We start from the raw sequence: 15,450 nt of genomic DNA on the forward strand, positions 1-15,450 counted from the left end.
GCCGTGGCACTCGCCGGTCTTGGCGGCGAGGAGGGCGCCGGATCGCTCGAAGATCGCCTGGTGCGCTTGCGCAAGGATATCGATGCCGAACTCGACCGGGCGATCGGTCATGGGCGCGGTCGCGACCGGCAACTGGCTGCCGCGATGCGCTATGCCGTGATTGGCGGTGGCAAACGGTTCCGCGCGCTGCTGGTCACCGCGGTGAGCGAACTGGTCGGCGGATCCTATGCCCAGGCGCTGCGGGTTGGCGCGGCGATCGAATGCGTCCATGCCCAATCGCTGGTCCATGATGATCTGCCCTGCATGGACGATGATGACCTGCGGCGCGGACGGCCGACCTTGCACCGCAAGTTTGACGAGGCGACCGCCGTGCTTGCGGGCGATGCGCTGCTTGCTCTCGCGTTCGAATTGCTGGCGGACGAGGCGACCCATCCTAGCGGGGAAGTCAGGTCCGCGCTGGTCCTGTCACTCGCCCGGGCGATCGGGCAGGACGGACTGGCTGGCGGTCAGATGATGGACCTCTATCCCCCGGCCAATCCATCTCCAGGCGCTGTATTCGATTGCGAATCGCGCAAGACTGGCGCGCTGATCCGCTTTGCCGTGGAAGCCGGGGCGAAGCTTGGGACATGTTCGGCGGAAGAACAGGCCAGGCTGCTGCGCTTTGCCGAAAACCTCGGGCTAATCTTCCAGATCCGCGACGATATCCTTGATCGGATCGGCGATGCGGCCGTCGTCGGCAAGGCGGTTGGCAAGGATGTCGCCGCAGGGCGAAAGACCGCAACCTCGCTGCTTGGGCTGGATGGCGCCGAACGCCAGGCCAGTCACCTTGAGTCGGCTTGCCACGAGGCGCTCGATCCGTTCGGGATGCGAGCTCTGCCACTGCGGGACCTGGCGCGCTTTGCCGTAAGCCGGATGCACTGAGCCGGATCAATCCGGCCACGCGCAGCCATCGGGGGGCGGCTAGAGTCCGGCCTCGATCGCGATGCGGATCGCCTCGGCGACAGTGCGCACCCCAAGCCCACGCAGCACCGCGGCGCGATGCATCTTCACGGTGCGTTCGGTCAGGCCAAGTTCGTAGGCAATCTGCTTGTTGAGCCGCCCCTTGGCGAGGGCTTCCAGGATCTGGCGCTGCCGCCGGCTCAATCCTTCGATGAGCGCGCGCGCCTGCCGGCGGCGATGCTCGCCATCTTCGTCGATCGCCATCTGGGAACCCAGAAAGTAGGTCAGATCGCCATTGTCGTCGAAAAGCGGGGCAATCATCACCGCGTTGAGAAACGGGGTGCCGTCCTTGCGGTAGTTGGTCAGTTCAACCATGGCCGGGCGGCGCTGTGCGACCGCTTCACGCAGCTTTGCGGTTTGTTCGGGCTCGGTCCGCTCGCCGCGCAGGAACCGGCAATTGCGCCCAAGGATCTCTTCGCGCGCGTATCCCGTCAGGTCCATGAAGGCCTGATTGCAGGCCACGATGGGGTTATCAGCCTGGCGTGGATCGCTGACCACGGCCGCTACCTGACTGTTTGCTATCAGGGAATCAGGTGTCATTACCGCTCCGGCCTGCCTTCTTACTGCCCGAACGGCCATATCGCAGACCGGACGCCTTGCGCCTAGACAATATCTGCCGGTCGTCGATCTTCCCAGCTCCACTCCCCCCATCGGCGACCGGCAAAACCGCTTACAGCAGGGAAACCCAATGAACATCATGCACTCCCGCCTCGTGCCAGAACTGCACGGCGACAAGCCGATCGTCCCGGACGAAGTGCAGGAGGCCGTGCGCACCCTGCTGCGCTGGGCCGGCGAGGATCCCGAACGCGAAGGGCTGATCGATACGCCGGCGAGGTTTGGCCGCGCGTGGAAGGAATACTGCTCAGGTTATGCGGAAGACCCCGCAATGCACCTGCTGCGCACGTTCGAAGAAGTCGCGGGCTATGACGAAGTCGTCCTGCTGCGCGACATCCCGTTCCATTCGCACTGCGAACATCACCTTGCCCCGATCGTCGGAACCGCGTCGATCGCCTATCTTCCGACCGATCGCGTGGTCGGCATCTCCAAGCTGGCGCGCGTGCTGCATGGCTTTGCCAGGCGCCTGCAGATCCAGGAACGTCTGACTGCGGAAATCGCCCAGTGTATCTGGGATAATCTGCAACCCCAGGGCGTCGCCGTGGTGATCAAGGCGCAGCATGGCTGCATGACCGGTCGGGGCGTTCGCACGCACGGCGTGGACATGGTGACAAGCAAGGTGCTCGGTTGTTTCCGCGACGATCCCAGCAGCCGCAAGGAAGTTCTGTCCCTGATGGGACATCGCTGAGCGGGAAGGCGCGGAAATGCGCGTCGGGATTGTCGGAGCGGGCATCGCTGGCCTGGCCTGTGCCAGGCGGCTGACGGTGCTGGGGCACGATGCCGTTCTTTTTGACAAGGGATTCAGGCCCGGTGGAAGGCTTTCGACCCTGCGGCTTGATGGCAGGTCGTGGGATTTTGGCGCGCAATACCTGGTCCCGGGAACCGGCGCGTTCTCTGCCCAGGTCGCTGCCTGGATGCAATCGGGCTTGGTGGCGCAATGGCCCGACGGACCGGACGGGGCGCTGGTGGGCGTCCCGGACATGGCCAATCTCGTCGAGGCGCAGTGCGCGGGCCTCGACGTACGGTTCAAGGCGCAGATCCAGCACATCGAGCGAACGCCTTCGGGTTGGTCCGTATCCGGGGCCGGACTGCCCCGAGAAGAGGTCGCGGCTCTGGTGATCGCGGTTCCGCCGGAACAGGCCATTCCGCTGGTTTCGCTCCACGACTTTGCGATGGCTACCGCGATGATCGGAACGCAATCGCAGCCGTGCTGGACCGTGATGGCCGGTTTTGCGGAACCGCTGCCTGCCTTACCGGCCTACATGCGCGATCTCGGGCCGATCGCCTGGGCCGCGCGCAACAATTCCAAGCCCGGTCGCCCGGCGGGCGAAAGCTGGGTGCTCCAGGCTGGGCCGGACTGGTCGCAAGCCAATCTGGAACTGGACCGCGAGACCGTGGCCGCCCGGTTGATCGAGATCTTTTCGGCGCAGAGCGGGTGCGCGCTGCCACCGCCAGTGTTCCTGAAGGCGCATCGTTGGCGCTTTGCCGAGACGAGCGGCCCGCTGGATCGAATCCTGTGGAACGCGGGCCTTGGGCTTGGCGTCTGCGGCGACTGGTGCAGTGTGGCACGGATCGAGGGCGCGTGGCTTTCGGGGACCAAACTTGCGGAAGCCGTTCACGCAGCGCCGGCGCCATCCGGCACGGCAGCGGTGTCGGGCGCTATGGCTTGAGGACGTCGGCCGCGATCCCGATCGTCAAGGTCAGACTGCCAAGAATACCGCTCAGCACCCAGCGCAGTCTCATCCATGCACGGGACGCAGCCAGTCGCTCCGCAGCTGCGCGTTCCGCCAGCCTGCGATCGGCACGCGGGCTGAGCAACAAGGCCACACCAAGGAAAATCAACGCCGGCCCGGGCCAGCTCCAGCCGAGACACCAGGGGAGCAGGGCGGCCCAGGCCGAGAGGGCGGCGGCAATGCCCAAGGCATAGGGCAAGGGCTTCATATCCCCTGATGCGAGGCCCTGCATCCACCAGATTCCGCCAAGGAATGCGAGGATTGTCGCCGCGTAGGAGCACGCCGCCGCAAGCGCGAACCAGCGCCATTCGGGCGCTGTCAGCACGGCGGCGAGGCAGAGGATCTGCGGCAGGGTTCCGGCCAGTCCAAACCAGCGGACCGAACGAGGCAGGTGGTCGTGGGTCATGACTGCCACAAAGCCCGCGCCTTTGCGCGACACAACATGGCCATTCGGTCAGTACCCCTTTCGGCAGGTGCTGTTGCAGCCGCGATCGCGCTATCGCTCGAACATGATCCTGTCCTCGCCTGCCACCCCGTCATCGGCTGTCGTGTTCGGCGCGGGGGGCGCAATCGGGAGGGCGATAACGGCGCGCTTGCTGGCAAGTGGCCAATTCGATCTGGTCCGTGCAGGTGTGCGGGACAAGCCTGAACAGGTGCCGGCGGGCGCGCAAGGCTTTGTGTTCGACCTTGCCGACGAAGCCAGTATCGTCTCGGCCCTTGAAGGCGATCAGCATCAGCCAAGGCTGGTGATCGTCGCGTCTGGATTGCTTCACGATCCCTTGCGCGGGATCGCACCGGAAAAGTCGATCCGGGCGCTCGATCCCGCGGTCATGGCCGAATTGTTCGCTGTGAACACCATCGGTCCGGCATTGATTGCCAAGCATTGCCTGGCTCGATTGCCGCGCGATCGCCGCGCTGCATTCGCGGTGCTGTCCGCCAGGGTCGGTTCGATCGCCGACAATCGGTTGGGCGGCTGGCATAGTTACCGTGCCAGCAAGGCGGCCTTGAACATGCTGGTGCGCAATTTCGGCATCGAACTGGCGCGAAGCCATCCGCTGGCCATCGCCGCAGCCTTGCATCCCGGTACGGTAGACAGTCGGCTCTCCGCGCCGTTCCAGCGCCGTGTCGCTCCGCAACGGCTGTTCGCGCCTGACGAGGCGGCCGCGCGACTTCTTGCGGTCATCGACCGATTGACCCCTGCGGACAGTGGCGGACTGTTCTCGTGGGATGGCGCGCGGCTGCCCTGGTAACGACAATGGGCAAAATGCGTCGCAAGGCCGAGCTTCCGACAAAGCCCTGCGCGGCCTGTGGACGGCCGTTTGCCTGGCGGCGCAAGTGGGCGCGCGACTGGGACAACGTCAAATACTGCTCTGATCGCTGCCGTTCAGCCAAGAGTTTCGAGAAACGAAGCGGCATCGCCCCTTAGCTGCTGCTGGCGCTCGGCGGAAAAGCGGTCCCAGGTGCGAACCATCGGCGCCATTCGCGGATTGCGGGCCAGTCGTTCGCGATGTCGCGCAATGAAGTCCCAATAGAGGAGATTGAAGGGGCATGCGTCGGGACCGGACTTGGCCTTCACATCGTAGCGACAGCCCCGGCAATAGTCGCTCATGCGATTGATGTAGCTGCCGCTGGCCGCATAAGGCTTGCTGGCGAGCAAGCCATCGTCGGCAAATTGGCTCATGCCAATGGTATTGGGCAGTTCCACCCATTCAAACGCATCCGCATAGACCGAAAGGTACCAGCGGTGCAGTTCGTGGGGGTCGATCCCGGCAAGCAGCGCGAAATTGCCGGTCACCATCAGGCGCTGGATGTGGTGGGCATAGGCTTCATCGCGGGTCTGGCTGATACATGCGCCAAGACACGCCATGGATGTCTCGGCAGTCCAGTAGAAGGTCGGAAGCGGCCGCTGGGCGCGCAGCGCATTGGCATGCTCATAACCTGGCATGCGCCACCAATAGATGCCGCGCACGAATTCGCGCCAACCGATCACTTGCCGAATGAAGCCTTCCGCGCTGTTGAGCGGGATCGTGCCATTGCGCCAGGCGGTTTCGACTACCCGGCAGATCTCCAGTGGGTCGAGCAGGCCGAGGTTGAGGTAGGGCGCGATGACCGCGTGATAGAGAAACGCCTGCCCGCGAAGCATGGCATCCTGGTAACTGCCGAACAGCGGCAGGGCGTGGCGCACAAAGTGGGCAAAGGCCGCTTCCGCATCGGACCTGTCCACGCCGAACCAGAATGGCTCGAGCGAGCCGAAATTGTCCGGAAAGCGCTTGGCGACGAGGTCGAGCACTTCGCGGGTAATCGGATCGGGCGTGAATCGCGGCGGCTGTGGGATGTGCAGATCCCGATCAATCGCCTTGCGGTTGTCCGCATCGAAGTTCCATCGCCCGCCGACGGGTTGGCCATTGTCCATCAGCAGCCCGGTCTTGCGCCGCATGATGCGGTAAAAATGTTCCATGCGCAGCCCGCTCCGTCCCGCCGCCCAGTCGGCAAAGCCGGCGCGATCGGCAAGGAAGCGGCGGTCAGCGAGCAGCGTGGTGGCCGGCCACGACTGCATTTCCGCAAGCAGGCGCCATTCGCCGGGCTCGGTTGCGATCACCCGCGTCAGACCGTGGCGTGACAGCGCCCGCTGCACTTCGCCGCCCAGAGTTCCGGTGTTTGCGGGATCGTCCAGTTTCACATAGTCGACGGTCCAGCCCGCTTGGCGCAATTCGGCGGAAAAGTGGCGCATCGCGGAAAAAATCAGGGCAATCTTCTTCTTGTGATGCGGGACGTAGCTCGCCTCGGCCATCACCTCAGCCATCAACACCACATCGCTAGCGCGATCAGCCGCGCCAAGCGCGGACAGACCATGGCTAAGTTGATCCCCCAGGATCAGAACAAGACTTTGCGGCATCGCGTTGTCCTAGGCCGTAAACCCATCAACGGTGCCATCGGGGCGCCGCTTATGGGTTTACGGCCTAGTCTGCGCCGATGAATGCGCAGCCTGTCCATTGGGGATTGCAGGCCGGATCCGCGCGCTGCCCGGATCGTGCCGAGCGCATTGCCAAAGCGGGCAAACTCGGCTGTGATGCGGGCGGAAGCCACCCCGCCGTTTGCCTTGGACGAGGACCATGACATGCCAGATATCCTGCTGCATCACTACGATAACTCGCCGTTTTCAGAGAAGGTGCGGGTCTGCCTGGGCATCAAGGGCCTGGCCTGGGGAGCGGTGGAGCAGCCGGTCATCATGCCCAAGCCGCAGCTGGTGCCATTGACGGGTGGCTACCGCCGGATTCCGGTGATGCAGATCGGCGCCGATATCTATTGCGACAGCATGCTGATTGTGCGCGAACTGGAGCGGCGTTTTCCCGATCCGACCCTGTTCCCCGACGGCAATCGCGGGCTTGCGCAGGCCTTGGCCTTGTGGACGGACCGTTCCCTGTTTCAGGCCGCCGTTGCGGTGATTTTCGGCAATCTTGCCGAACATGTTGACCCCGCCTTCATCAAGGATCGCGAGGCGCTCAGCGGGCAGCCTTTCGATACGGATCGGATGCGGCTTGCCATTCCCCACATGGAGGCCCAGCTTCGCGCCCATGTTGCTCTGATCGCCGAACAATTGGCTGACGGACGCGCTTTCCTGGGCGGAGACCGACCGGGGCTGGCCGACGCGAACGCCTATTACAACCTGTGGTTCATCCGAAACGCCTTTCCCCCGGCCAGCGGCATATTTACCGACGATGCTCTGGTTTCGGATTGGGTCGGCCGCGTTGCGGCGATCGGTCATGGTACGCGCAGTCCCGTCAGCGCCGATGCGGCGCTCGCAGTCGCGCGCGATGCCGTTCCCGGCAGCAGCACCGTGGCAAGGCGTGATGCCGCGCTGGCCGGCAAGACAGTGACGGTTGCCGCCGACGATTACGGCCGCGATCCGATAGCCGGGACCCTGGTCGGCTCCTCGGACCACCATGTCGCCATCAGGCGCGAATGCGATGACCTGGGTGAAGTAGTCGTGCATTTTCCGCGCATTGGCTTCGTGATCCAGGGTTGAAAGGGAAGCGACGATAATCAAGCTGATGTTCTGCCTGAGGCGCCTGCCGCACCTGAGCTTGCAGGAATTTCAGGATTACTGGCTCAACCAGCACGGACCTTTGGTGCGAAGCGTTGCACCGGTGCTCAATATTCGGCGTTATGTGCAGAGTCATACCCTGAGCGATCCCCGCCTGGGCGGAGTCAGCGCGGTTCGCGGCACCCTCGTCGAGCCCTATGACGGTGTTGCCGAACTGTGGTTCGACGATATCGAGGCAATCCTTGCCAGCTCTGCCACCGAAGCGGGCCGCGCGGCCGGAACCATGCTCCTTGAAGACGAACGCCGCTTCATCGACCTGCCCAACTCTCCGCTCTATTTCGTGCAGGAGCAGGTTGTCGTCGACCACTAACGCAAGGCCCGCGTCGCATCATTCTGCGATGCAGGGTCGAACAAATTCCGCCGTAATGCCGGTGGGCTAAGGGTCAGGTTCAGGCTCAGGCGCGGGCAGCGCGAGGCACTTCCAGCCGGGCGCTGAGGCCCGATTTGCCATCCGCACGCCCGCCCAGGGTTAGCCGCGCGCCCATGCCTTCGCTGATATTGCGCGCGATCGCGAGGCCAAGGCCTGAGCCGGGCATTGCGGTGTCGAACCGCACGCCAATGCCGAACGCCTGCTCGATCTGGGCGGGATCCAGCCCCGGCCCGTCGTCCGTAACGGTCAGTTCGATTGTGCGGTCAGTTTCGGCGAGGCCCAGGGTTACGGCCGTTCGGGCCCACTTGCCCGCGTTGTCGAGCAGGTTTGAGAGAACTTCGAGAAGATCGACCGGATCGAGCGGAACCGTCTGTGCAGCGGTAAGTTGGTTTTCGATGCGGAACGTCTTGCCGGGATGCAGCCGCCCGATTGCATTGATGATCGCGGGGAGCATGTCGGGCAGGTTCGATGCCGCGCCGGGCAGGCCCGCGCGGTTTGACGAGCGCGCCCGCGCCAACTGGTAATCGATCTGCAACTGCATGGTCGAGGCCTGCTGCAGCAAGACCTGCGCCGCTTCGTGCGTGGCATCGGCGCGCGCCAGCTGCTCTGCCTCGTCGGTAATGACGGCAAGCGGCGTGCGCAGCGAATGTGCCAGGTTGCCGGCCTCGACCCGGCTGCGTGCAACGGCTTCGGCGGTGCTGCGCACGAAGGCATTGAGGCCCTCGACCAGGGGCCTGATCTCGCTGGGATAGTCTCCTTCCAACCGCTCCGCCCGGCCTTGTTCAAGCCGGGCGATCGCCTGGCTGAGCCGGCCAAGCGGTCGCAGCGTCAGGCGCGCCATGGCCGCGCCGGCGCCGAGCAGCCCGGCGGCGAGCAGGGCCAGCCACAGGCTGAGCTCGCGCGTGAAGTGTCCGACCAGAGCCTCCAGCTCGGAATGGTCGGTTGCGATCACGAAGTGCAGCTCGGGGCCGCTCGGATCGCGGCGGACCATGCCATAGACGATGGCATCGCCAGTTGGTCCGGCGGTGTTCGAGTGCAGGATCGTGTTCGAATGGGCAATTCGCGCATCGAGCGATCCCCGCGTCATCGAAGCCGATTTGAGCGGTGGTTTGCCGTTGACGCTGACCTGCCAGTAATAGCCTGAAAGCGGCACTTCGTAGCGCGGATCGGAGAGCGGGCGGATCAGTTCCGGGCGCCCATCCGCGCCAATGCGGGTCAATCGCGACAGTTCCTGGACGTGGACCATCAGCTCGTCGTTGAAGTGCTCTTCGACGTGAGCCGCGAACAGGCGGGTGGCGGAGAGCCAGATCGCCGTAATGCCAAGCAGGGTCCAGGCCAGCACGGCGAGCGAAAGCCGGGTGCGCAGGCTGGTACGCGCGAGGCCCGAAAGCGGTGTTCGCCAGGTCATGGCGCGAACCTGTAGCCGAAACCCCTGCGGGTCTCGATCAGGCCGGGGCCGATCTTGCGCCGGACCCGGCCAACCAGCACTTCGACCGTATTGAATTCGCGCTCGCTCTCCAGCTCGTAGAGGTGTTCGAGGATCTGGGCCTGGGATAGCATCTGTCCCCGCCGCCGCATGAACAGGTGCAACAGTCGGAACTCCTGCTTGCTCAGCCGGATCGCCACGCCATCGTGCGTGACGCTGCCGGTCAGCGGATCGAGCCGCAGACCGCCGGCCTCGATCCAGGGGTCGCGTTCGTCCGAGCGCCGCCGCATTAGTGCGTGAAGCCGCGCGAGCAATTCCTCGAAGCGCACCGGCTTGACCACGAAGTCGTCGGCCCCGGCATTCAAGCCATCGACCTTTTCCTGCCAGCTGCCGCGCGCGGTGAGGATCAGGATCGGACAGGAAATCCGCGCCGCGCGCCAACCGTGCAGCAGGTCCATGCCATCGCCGTCGGGCAGGCCAAGGTCGAGCACCACGGCGTCCATCCGTTCAAGTTCGGGCCAGGCCGAGGCCTCGGCGGCGGTCCGCGCGAGATCGACGGCGAAGCCGGCATCGCGCAGCCGTTCGCCCAGGCGGCGGCCCAGTTCGGCGTCATCCTCTACCAGCAAGAGCCGCAATCTTGTGCCTTTCTCTGGTCTTCCGGCATGGCTGATAGCACCGCAAACTGACTAAAACCTGTCAGATTGGCAAGTTTCTGTCAGGTTCGCGGGATAAGGGGCGGGCCATGGACAAACGCATCATCGGCTTCGCTGCGCTTCCTCTTGCCGCCCTAGCGGGTTGGTACTGGTACTCTCACGGTGGTTCGGACGGTCAGGCCCCGCCAAGCCAGCAGGTTGCCCCGGGCACCATCGCGGATGACCAGCTGGAGCGCCTTGGCATCCGGGTTGAGGTCGTGCCTCAGGCGAACGATCTGCCGGTCGGCCTCGCCTATGGCCAGGTGATGCTGGCCCCCGATGGGCGCGTGGCGGTGGCGGTGCCCTATAGCGGCGTGGCCGTGCGGATCCAAGTGATCGAGGGGCAGCAGGTTCGCCGCGGCGACGTGCTCGGGGTGGTTCGCGCGCCCGATGCCATCCAGCACGGCGGCACGCTTGCCCGGGCCGAAGCCGACCTGCGGTTGGCCGAGGCGCGCGTGAAGCGGCTGGCCCAGCTCAATCGCGAAGGGATCGTGGCGACCGCCCGGGTCGAGGAAGCCCAGGCGCAGTTGCAGCAGGCGCGGGCGACGGTGGCGGAAAGTCGGCGCCAGCTGGCGCTCGGTGGCGGTTCGCCGGATGGCTCGATGACCCTGCGCGCGCCGATTTCCGGCCGGGTGGCGAAAGTGGCGGTTGAAACGGGCGGCGCGGTCGATCCGATGACCGCACCCTTCGTGATCGAGAATCCCGCCGCCTTTCAGGTCGACATTCAGCTGCCCGAGGCGATCGCGGCCAAGGTTCAGCCCGGCATGGCCATCGAGGTGCAGGTGCCCACGGGCGGGATCGATGCCAAGCCGGTCATCGCGAAGGGCACCCTGCTTTCCGTCGGGGCCTCGCTCGATCCGGAAACCCGCTCTGTCCCGGCACGCGCCAGCCTCGAGGCCGTGCCCGGCGTGGTGGCGGGCAAAGGCGTGACGGTGGTGATCAAGGCCGCGGGCACGACCAGCGGGATCGTCGTTCCGTCAAGCGCGGTCACCCGCGTCGACGGGCAGGCCTATGTCTTCGTGCGCGAAGGCCAGCGCTTTGTGCGCCGCAAGGTCACCGTCGAGGCCGAAGTCGGCGGAAGTAGCGTGATTTCCGCCGGGCTTAAGCCGGGCGAGAAGCTCGCGGTCAGCGGGATCGCCGAACTCAAGGCAATGACGGCGGAGTAAGGGCCATGCTGCGCAAACTGGTCGAACGCGCGCTGGCGCTGAGGCTCGCCGTCCTGGGCCTGGCCGCGCTGCTGGCGGGGCTGGGCGCGTGGTCGTTCGCGAACCTGCCGATCGACGCCTTTCCCGACATCAGTTCGACCCAGGTCAAGATCATCCTCAAGGCTCCGGGGATGACCCCCGAAGAGGTCGAAAGCCGGGTGATCACGCCGATCGAGATGGAGATGCTGGGCATCCCCAACCAGTCGGTGCTGCGTTCGGTGGCCAAGTACGCGATCGCGGACATCACGATCGACTTCAAGGACGGGACCGACATCTACTGGGCGCGCAGCCAGGTTGCGGAACGGCTCAACAATGCAATGGGCGACTTGCCGGCCAGTGTCAGCGGCGGGATGGCGCCAATCTCTACCCCGCTGTCGGACATGTACATGTTCACGCTGGAAGGCCCGCAGAGCCTTGCCGAAAAGCGCCGCGTGCTCGACTGGACGGTGCGACCGGCGCTGCGCACGGTGCCGGGCGTGGCCGATGTCAACGCGCTGGGCGGGCACGTCGAAACCTTCGAAGTGGTACCCGACAACAATGCGCTGGCCGGGGCCGGGCTGGCCGTGCCCGACCTTGTCGCCGCGATCGAGCGGAGCAACCGCAATGACGGGGCTGGCCGCCTGGTCGCAGGTGAAGAGGCACTGATCGTTCGGTCGAGCGGGGCGATCCAGAGCCTCGATGACCTGTCCTCGGTGGTCCTGCGCGCGCCGGGCGGCCGGGTGGTGCGGCTGGGCGATGTGGCACAGGTCCGGATCGGCAGCCTGACGCGCTATGGCGCGGTGACCAAGGACGGCAAGGGCGAGGCGGTGGAAGGCCTGGTGATCGGCCTGCGCGGCGCGGATGCCAGCAAGGTCGTGGGCGGGGTCAAGCAGCGGCTCGAGGAGATCAAGCCGAGCCTGCCTGCGGGCATGAGCGTGAGCGTGTTCTACGATCGCTCGGACCTGATTTCGCGCGCGGTCGGCACGGTGGAAGAGGCGCTGCTCGAAGCGACGGTGCTGGTGGTCGTCCTGCTGCTGCTGTTCCTGGGCGATCTCAGGGCTTCGCTGATCGTCGCCGTGGCCCTGCCGATGGCCGCGCTGCTGACCTTTATCCTGATGCGCTCGATCGGGCTCACCGCCAACCTGATGAGTCTGGGCGGGCTGGCCATCGCGGTGGGGATGCTGGTCGATGGCGCAGTGGTGGTGATCGAGAACGTGGTCGAGCGACTGGCCGATCCGAAACACGCCAAGGCCGGCAAGCTGCATAACGTGTTCATCGCTGCGGCGGAAGTGGCCACGCCGGTCGCCTCGGGCCTGGCGATCATCGCCATCGTGTTCCTGCCGCTGCTCACGCTGGAAGGACTGGAAGGCAAGCTGTTCGCTCCGGTCGCGCTGACCATCGTGCTGGCGCTGCTCTCGGCGCTGGCGCTCTCGCTCACGCTGGTGCCGGTGCTCGGCTATTTCGGGCTCAAGGTGAAGCAGGGCCACCACGAACCCTGGCTGATGCGCCAGTTCGCGCCGCGCTACAAACGGCTGCTCGAAGCCGCCTTCGCCAACCAGCGCAAGGTTTTCACGATGGCGGGGGCGGCGCTGCTGCTGACCGGGGTTGCCTATGGCGCGACCGGCAAGACCTTCCTGCCAACGATGGATGAAGGCTCGATGATCGTCCAGCTTACCAAGCTGCCCTCGATTTCGCTCGACCACAGCCGCGACGTCGACTTGCGCGTGCAGCAGGCGCTGCTCGCCAAGGTGCCCGAAGTCGACCACGTGATCGCCCGGCTGGGGTCGGACGAACTGGGGCTGGATCCAATGGGGCTCAACGATACGGACAGCTTCCTCCAGCTCAAGCCGCGCGAGCAGTGGCGCGTGGCCGACAAGGATTGGCTGCTGGGCCAGATGCGCGAAGTGCTCGATCAGTTCACGGGCATCGAGGCGACCTTCACCCAGCCGATCGAAATGCGCATTTCGGAAATGCTCACCGGCGCGCGCGGGGACCTGGTGGTCAAGGTGTTCGGCCCGGACCTTGGCGAGCTCGGCCGGATTTCGGCCGAGATCGAAGGCCAGCTGCGGGCAATGGATGGTACCGCCGAAGCCCTGACCGTGGCCAACGACCGGGTCGATTACCTGCAGTTCGATATCGACCGGGTTGCCGCAGGGCGCCTGGGGATACCGGTCGACCTGCTGCAGGACATGATGCGGGCGCAGATCGAGGGGCTGCCCGCCGGGGTCGTCGCCCAGGGGAATCGCCGCGTGCCGATCATGCTGCGCGGCGCCGATGCGGGGGCTGGAAACCTCTCGGCGGAGGCCTTCGCCGACCAGGTCTATCGCGCGCCTTCGGGCAACCTCGTGCGCGCCGGCGATGTTGCGACGGTGCGGCGGACCGAAGGGCCGGTCCGGCTCGAGCACGAGGGCGGATCGCGCTTCGCGATGATCCAGGCCTTCGTCAGCGGGCGCGACCTGGTGGGCTATGTCGAGGAGGCCAAGGGGCGGATCGACGCCAACGTCAAGCTGCCGGCCGGTTACCGGCTGGTCTGGGGCGGCCAGTTCGAAAACCAGCAGCGCGCCTCGGCCCGGCTGCTCGTGGTCTTGCCGATTGCCGTGCTGATGATCTTCGGCATGCTCTACGCGACGCTGGGTTCGCTGCGCGGTTCGCTGCTGATCCTGGCCAACATTCCCTTCGCGATGGTCGGCGGGATGATCGCTCTGGCGATCTCGGGCGAGTATCTTTCGGTTCCCGCCTCGGTCGGCTTTATCGCGCTGCTCGGCATCGCGGTGCTCAACGGCCTGGTCATGGTCAGCTACTTCCGCCAGTTGCGCGAACAGGGGCTAGCCCTGGCCGACGCCGTCCGGCGCGGGGCGGAGCGGCGGTTGCGTCCGGTGCTGATGACCGCCTCGATTGCGGCGTTCGGCCTGGTGCCGCTGCTGTTTGCGACGGGCCCCGGGTCCGAAATCCAGAAGCCGCTGGCGATCGTGGTTATCGGGGGCCTGATCAGCTCGACCCTGCTGACCCTGATCCTGCTGCCGATCCTCTACGAACGCTTCGGGGAAAGCGCCGCCGAACGCGATGCCGGCAGCCTGCTCGAACCGATCCTGGAGAACTGACGCGATGCGCTGCCATCTGCTTTACATCGTCGCCGCGCTGGTCAGTGCTCCGGTCCTGGCCGGTGAAGAACTGACCGCAGACGGACTGCCGGATGCGGCCACGGTCGCCACTGCGCTCGATGAGCACCCCACGGTCGTGGCCGCGCGGGCGCGCACCGAAGCGGCTCGGGCCGAGGCGCAGGCGCTGGGCGCGGGGCCGCACGAATTCACCATGACCGGCAGCTACACGCGCCGCACGGTCGACCGCGAAGGCCAGTTCAACGAATTCGACGTGCTGGTTACCCGTCCGGTGCGGCTGCCGGGCAAGGCCTCGCTCGATAAGGAAATCGGCCGCTACGGGGTTGAAGCGGCGGAAAACCGGGCCGAGGATGCCAAGCACCAGGCTGCCTTGCTGCTTTCGCAATATTGGTGGGACTGGGTCGGCGCGGCGGCGGAAGCCGCTGTCGACCGTGAGCTGGTCAAGAACAACGAACGCCTTGTCCTGACCGCGCAGCGCCGCGCGGCGCTGGGCGATGCCTCGCGGCTCGAGGTCGATCAGGCCGAAGCGGCGCTGGGCGCGGCGCGGCTGACGGCCTCGCAGTCGGCCGGGCGCGAACAGGTTGCCCGTGCGCGCCTGGCCGCGCAGTTCCCCTCGCTGCCGCTCCCCGAGGTCGCGCCCGTGGTGCCTTCGCCGATCCTGCCTGCGGGCGGGCTCGAGCAGTTCCGCGATCTGATCGTCAGCAACAGCCACGAAGTGGCGGCGGCCGAGGCCGAGGCGAACCGCAGCCACAGCGTGGCCGAGCGGGTCCGCCGCGACCGGATCGCCGATCCCTCGATCGGGTTCCGCGCCTTCTCGGAACGCGGCGGAATGGAACGTGGAGGCGGCCTGGTGGTGACGATGCCGTTCGGCGGCAGCCACCGCAGTGCCCTGGCCGACCGAGCGGCGGCCGAATCCTCTGCCGCCGATGCCGAGCTTCAAGCGACCCGCTATGCGATCCTCGAAACGGCCGATGCCGACCTTGCCGAGGCAGAGTATCGCTATTCGGCCTGGCAGCGCTCGCGCGAGGGGCTGGCGGCGCAGGTGGCCGCGCTCACCAAGATGCGCCGGGGCTATGAGGCGGGCGAGGTTGAGCTGACCGATCTGCTGTTTGCCGAACGTCAGGTTGGCGATGCCTTCCGGGCCGAAGCGACGGCGCGCGTCGAGGCGCAGCGCGCGCTTACCAAGCTGCGCATCGATAGCCACGAG

Annotated in this window: 15 protein-coding genes; 10 read left to right on the forward strand and 5 right to left on the reverse strand. The window is 66.0% G+C overall.

From position 1 onward, the window contains the following. Positions 1 to 3 precede the first annotated feature (3 nt). Positions 4 to 921: a polyprenyl synthetase family protein gene (locus ACE3SN_RS12295; RefSeq protein WP_374530461.1), complete on the forward strand. Its 918-nt coding sequence runs from the start codon at positions 4 to 6 to the stop codon at positions 919 to 921. A gap of 39 nt (positions 922 to 960) precedes the next feature. On the opposite strand, the gene ACE3SN_RS12300 is transcribed toward ACE3SN_RS12295, so the two are convergent. Further along, entirely contained in the window at positions 961 to 1,578 is a 618-nt protein-coding gene (locus ACE3SN_RS12300; protein ID WP_374530435.1) for a PAS domain-containing protein, read from the reverse strand. Positions 1,579 to 1,687: 109 nt separating this feature from the next. On the opposite strand from ACE3SN_RS12300, the gene folE reads away from it, so the two are divergent. Both folE and ACE3SN_RS12310 read left to right on the forward strand, forming a co-directional pair. Continuing rightward, positions 1,688 to 2,302, forward strand: a complete 615-nt coding sequence (gene folE, locus ACE3SN_RS12305; protein WP_374530437.1) for a GTP cyclohydrolase I FolE — start codon at positions 1,688 to 1,690, stop codon at positions 2,300 to 2,302. A gap of 16 nt (positions 2,303 to 2,318) precedes the next feature. After that, complete coding sequence (locus tag ACE3SN_RS12310; RefSeq protein WP_374530439.1) at positions 2,319 to 3,284, forward strand: NAD(P)/FAD-dependent oxidoreductase; 966 nt, start codon at positions 2,319 to 2,321, stop codon at positions 3,282 to 3,284. Here the strand turns inward: ACE3SN_RS12310 and ACE3SN_RS12315 are convergent. Beyond that, the gene (locus tag ACE3SN_RS12315; RefSeq protein ID WP_374530441.1) at positions 3,274 to 3,753 is read right to left on the reverse strand and encodes a DUF3429 family protein; all 480 of its coding nucleotides are present in this window, start codon (positions 3,751 to 3,753) and stop codon (positions 3,274 to 3,276) included. The genes ACE3SN_RS12310 and ACE3SN_RS12315 overlap by 11 nt on opposite strands. Positions 3,754 to 3,856: 103 nt before the next feature. Here ACE3SN_RS12315 and ACE3SN_RS12320 point away from each other — a divergent pair, with 103 nt between their 5' ends. Together ACE3SN_RS12320 and ACE3SN_RS12325 are read left to right on the forward strand one after the other, a co-directional pair. Continuing rightward, a complete protein-coding gene (locus ACE3SN_RS12320; RefSeq protein WP_374530462.1) occupies positions 3,857 to 4,597 on the forward strand; it encodes an SDR family NAD(P)-dependent oxidoreductase in 741 nt (246 codons plus the stop codon). A gap of 5 nt (positions 4,598 to 4,602) precedes the next feature. After that, positions 4,603 to 4,773, forward strand: coding sequence for a DUF2256 domain-containing protein (locus ACE3SN_RS12325; protein WP_374530443.1), 171 nt, complete (start codon positions 4,603 to 4,605; stop codon positions 4,771 to 4,773). Here the strand turns inward: ACE3SN_RS12325 and ACE3SN_RS12330 are convergent. Then, entirely contained in the window at positions 4,732 to 6,243 is a 1,512-nt protein-coding gene (locus ACE3SN_RS12330; protein WP_374530445.1) for a cryptochrome/photolyase family protein, read from the reverse strand. The two genes, ACE3SN_RS12325 and ACE3SN_RS12330, sit on opposite strands and share 42 nt — an antisense overlap. A gap of 174 nt (positions 6,244 to 6,417) precedes the next feature. Between ACE3SN_RS12330 and ACE3SN_RS12335 the strand changes: the two genes are divergently transcribed. Together ACE3SN_RS12335 and ACE3SN_RS12340 are read left to right on the forward strand one after the other, a co-directional pair. Next, positions 6,418 to 7,374: a glutathione S-transferase family protein gene (locus ACE3SN_RS12335; RefSeq protein WP_374530447.1), complete on the forward strand. Its 957-nt coding sequence runs from the start codon at positions 6,418 to 6,420 to the stop codon at positions 7,372 to 7,374. A gap of 25 nt (positions 7,375 to 7,399) precedes the next feature. Next, positions 7,400 to 7,762, forward strand: a complete 363-nt coding sequence (locus tag ACE3SN_RS12340; RefSeq protein WP_374530449.1) for an EthD domain-containing protein — start codon at positions 7,400 to 7,402, stop codon at positions 7,760 to 7,762. Positions 7,763 to 7,847: 85 nt separating this feature from the next. Here ACE3SN_RS12340 and ACE3SN_RS12345 read toward each other — a convergent pair whose 3' ends face one another. After that, entirely contained in the window at positions 7,848 to 9,230 is a 1,383-nt protein-coding gene (locus tag ACE3SN_RS12345) for an ATP-binding protein (protein WP_374530451.1), read from the reverse strand. Next, the gene (locus ACE3SN_RS12350) at positions 9,227 to 9,883 is read right to left on the reverse strand and encodes a response regulator transcription factor (protein ID WP_374530453.1); all 657 of its coding nucleotides are present in this window, start codon (positions 9,881 to 9,883) and stop codon (positions 9,227 to 9,229) included. The genes ACE3SN_RS12345 and ACE3SN_RS12350 overlap by 4 nt, the downstream gene beginning before the upstream one ends. Positions 9,884 to 9,990: 107 nt before the next feature. Here ACE3SN_RS12350 and ACE3SN_RS12355 point away from each other — a divergent pair, with 107 nt between their 5' ends. From ACE3SN_RS12355 to ACE3SN_RS12365, 3 genes are all read left to right on the forward strand, one after another. Next, positions 9,991 to 11,106 carry an efflux RND transporter periplasmic adaptor subunit gene (locus ACE3SN_RS12355; protein WP_374530455.1) on the forward strand — a complete coding sequence of 372 codons (1,116 nt, stop codon included), beginning with the start codon at positions 9,991 to 9,993 and terminating at the stop codon, positions 11,104 to 11,106. Positions 11,107 to 11,111: 5 nt separating this feature from the next. After that, positions 11,112 to 14,225, forward strand: coding sequence for an efflux RND transporter permease subunit (locus ACE3SN_RS12360; RefSeq protein WP_374530457.1), 3,114 nt, complete (start codon positions 11,112 to 11,114; stop codon positions 14,223 to 14,225). A gap of 4 nt (positions 14,226 to 14,229) precedes the next feature. Next, positions 14,230 to 15,450: TolC family protein (locus tag ACE3SN_RS12365; protein WP_374530459.1), on the forward strand; the 1,221-nt coding region annotated here is incomplete at its 3' end.

The sequence above is a fragment of the Novosphingobium sp. genome (assembly GCF_041915465.1).
Classification (GTDB): domain Bacteria; phylum Pseudomonadota; class Alphaproteobacteria; order Sphingomonadales; family Sphingomonadaceae; genus Novosphingobium.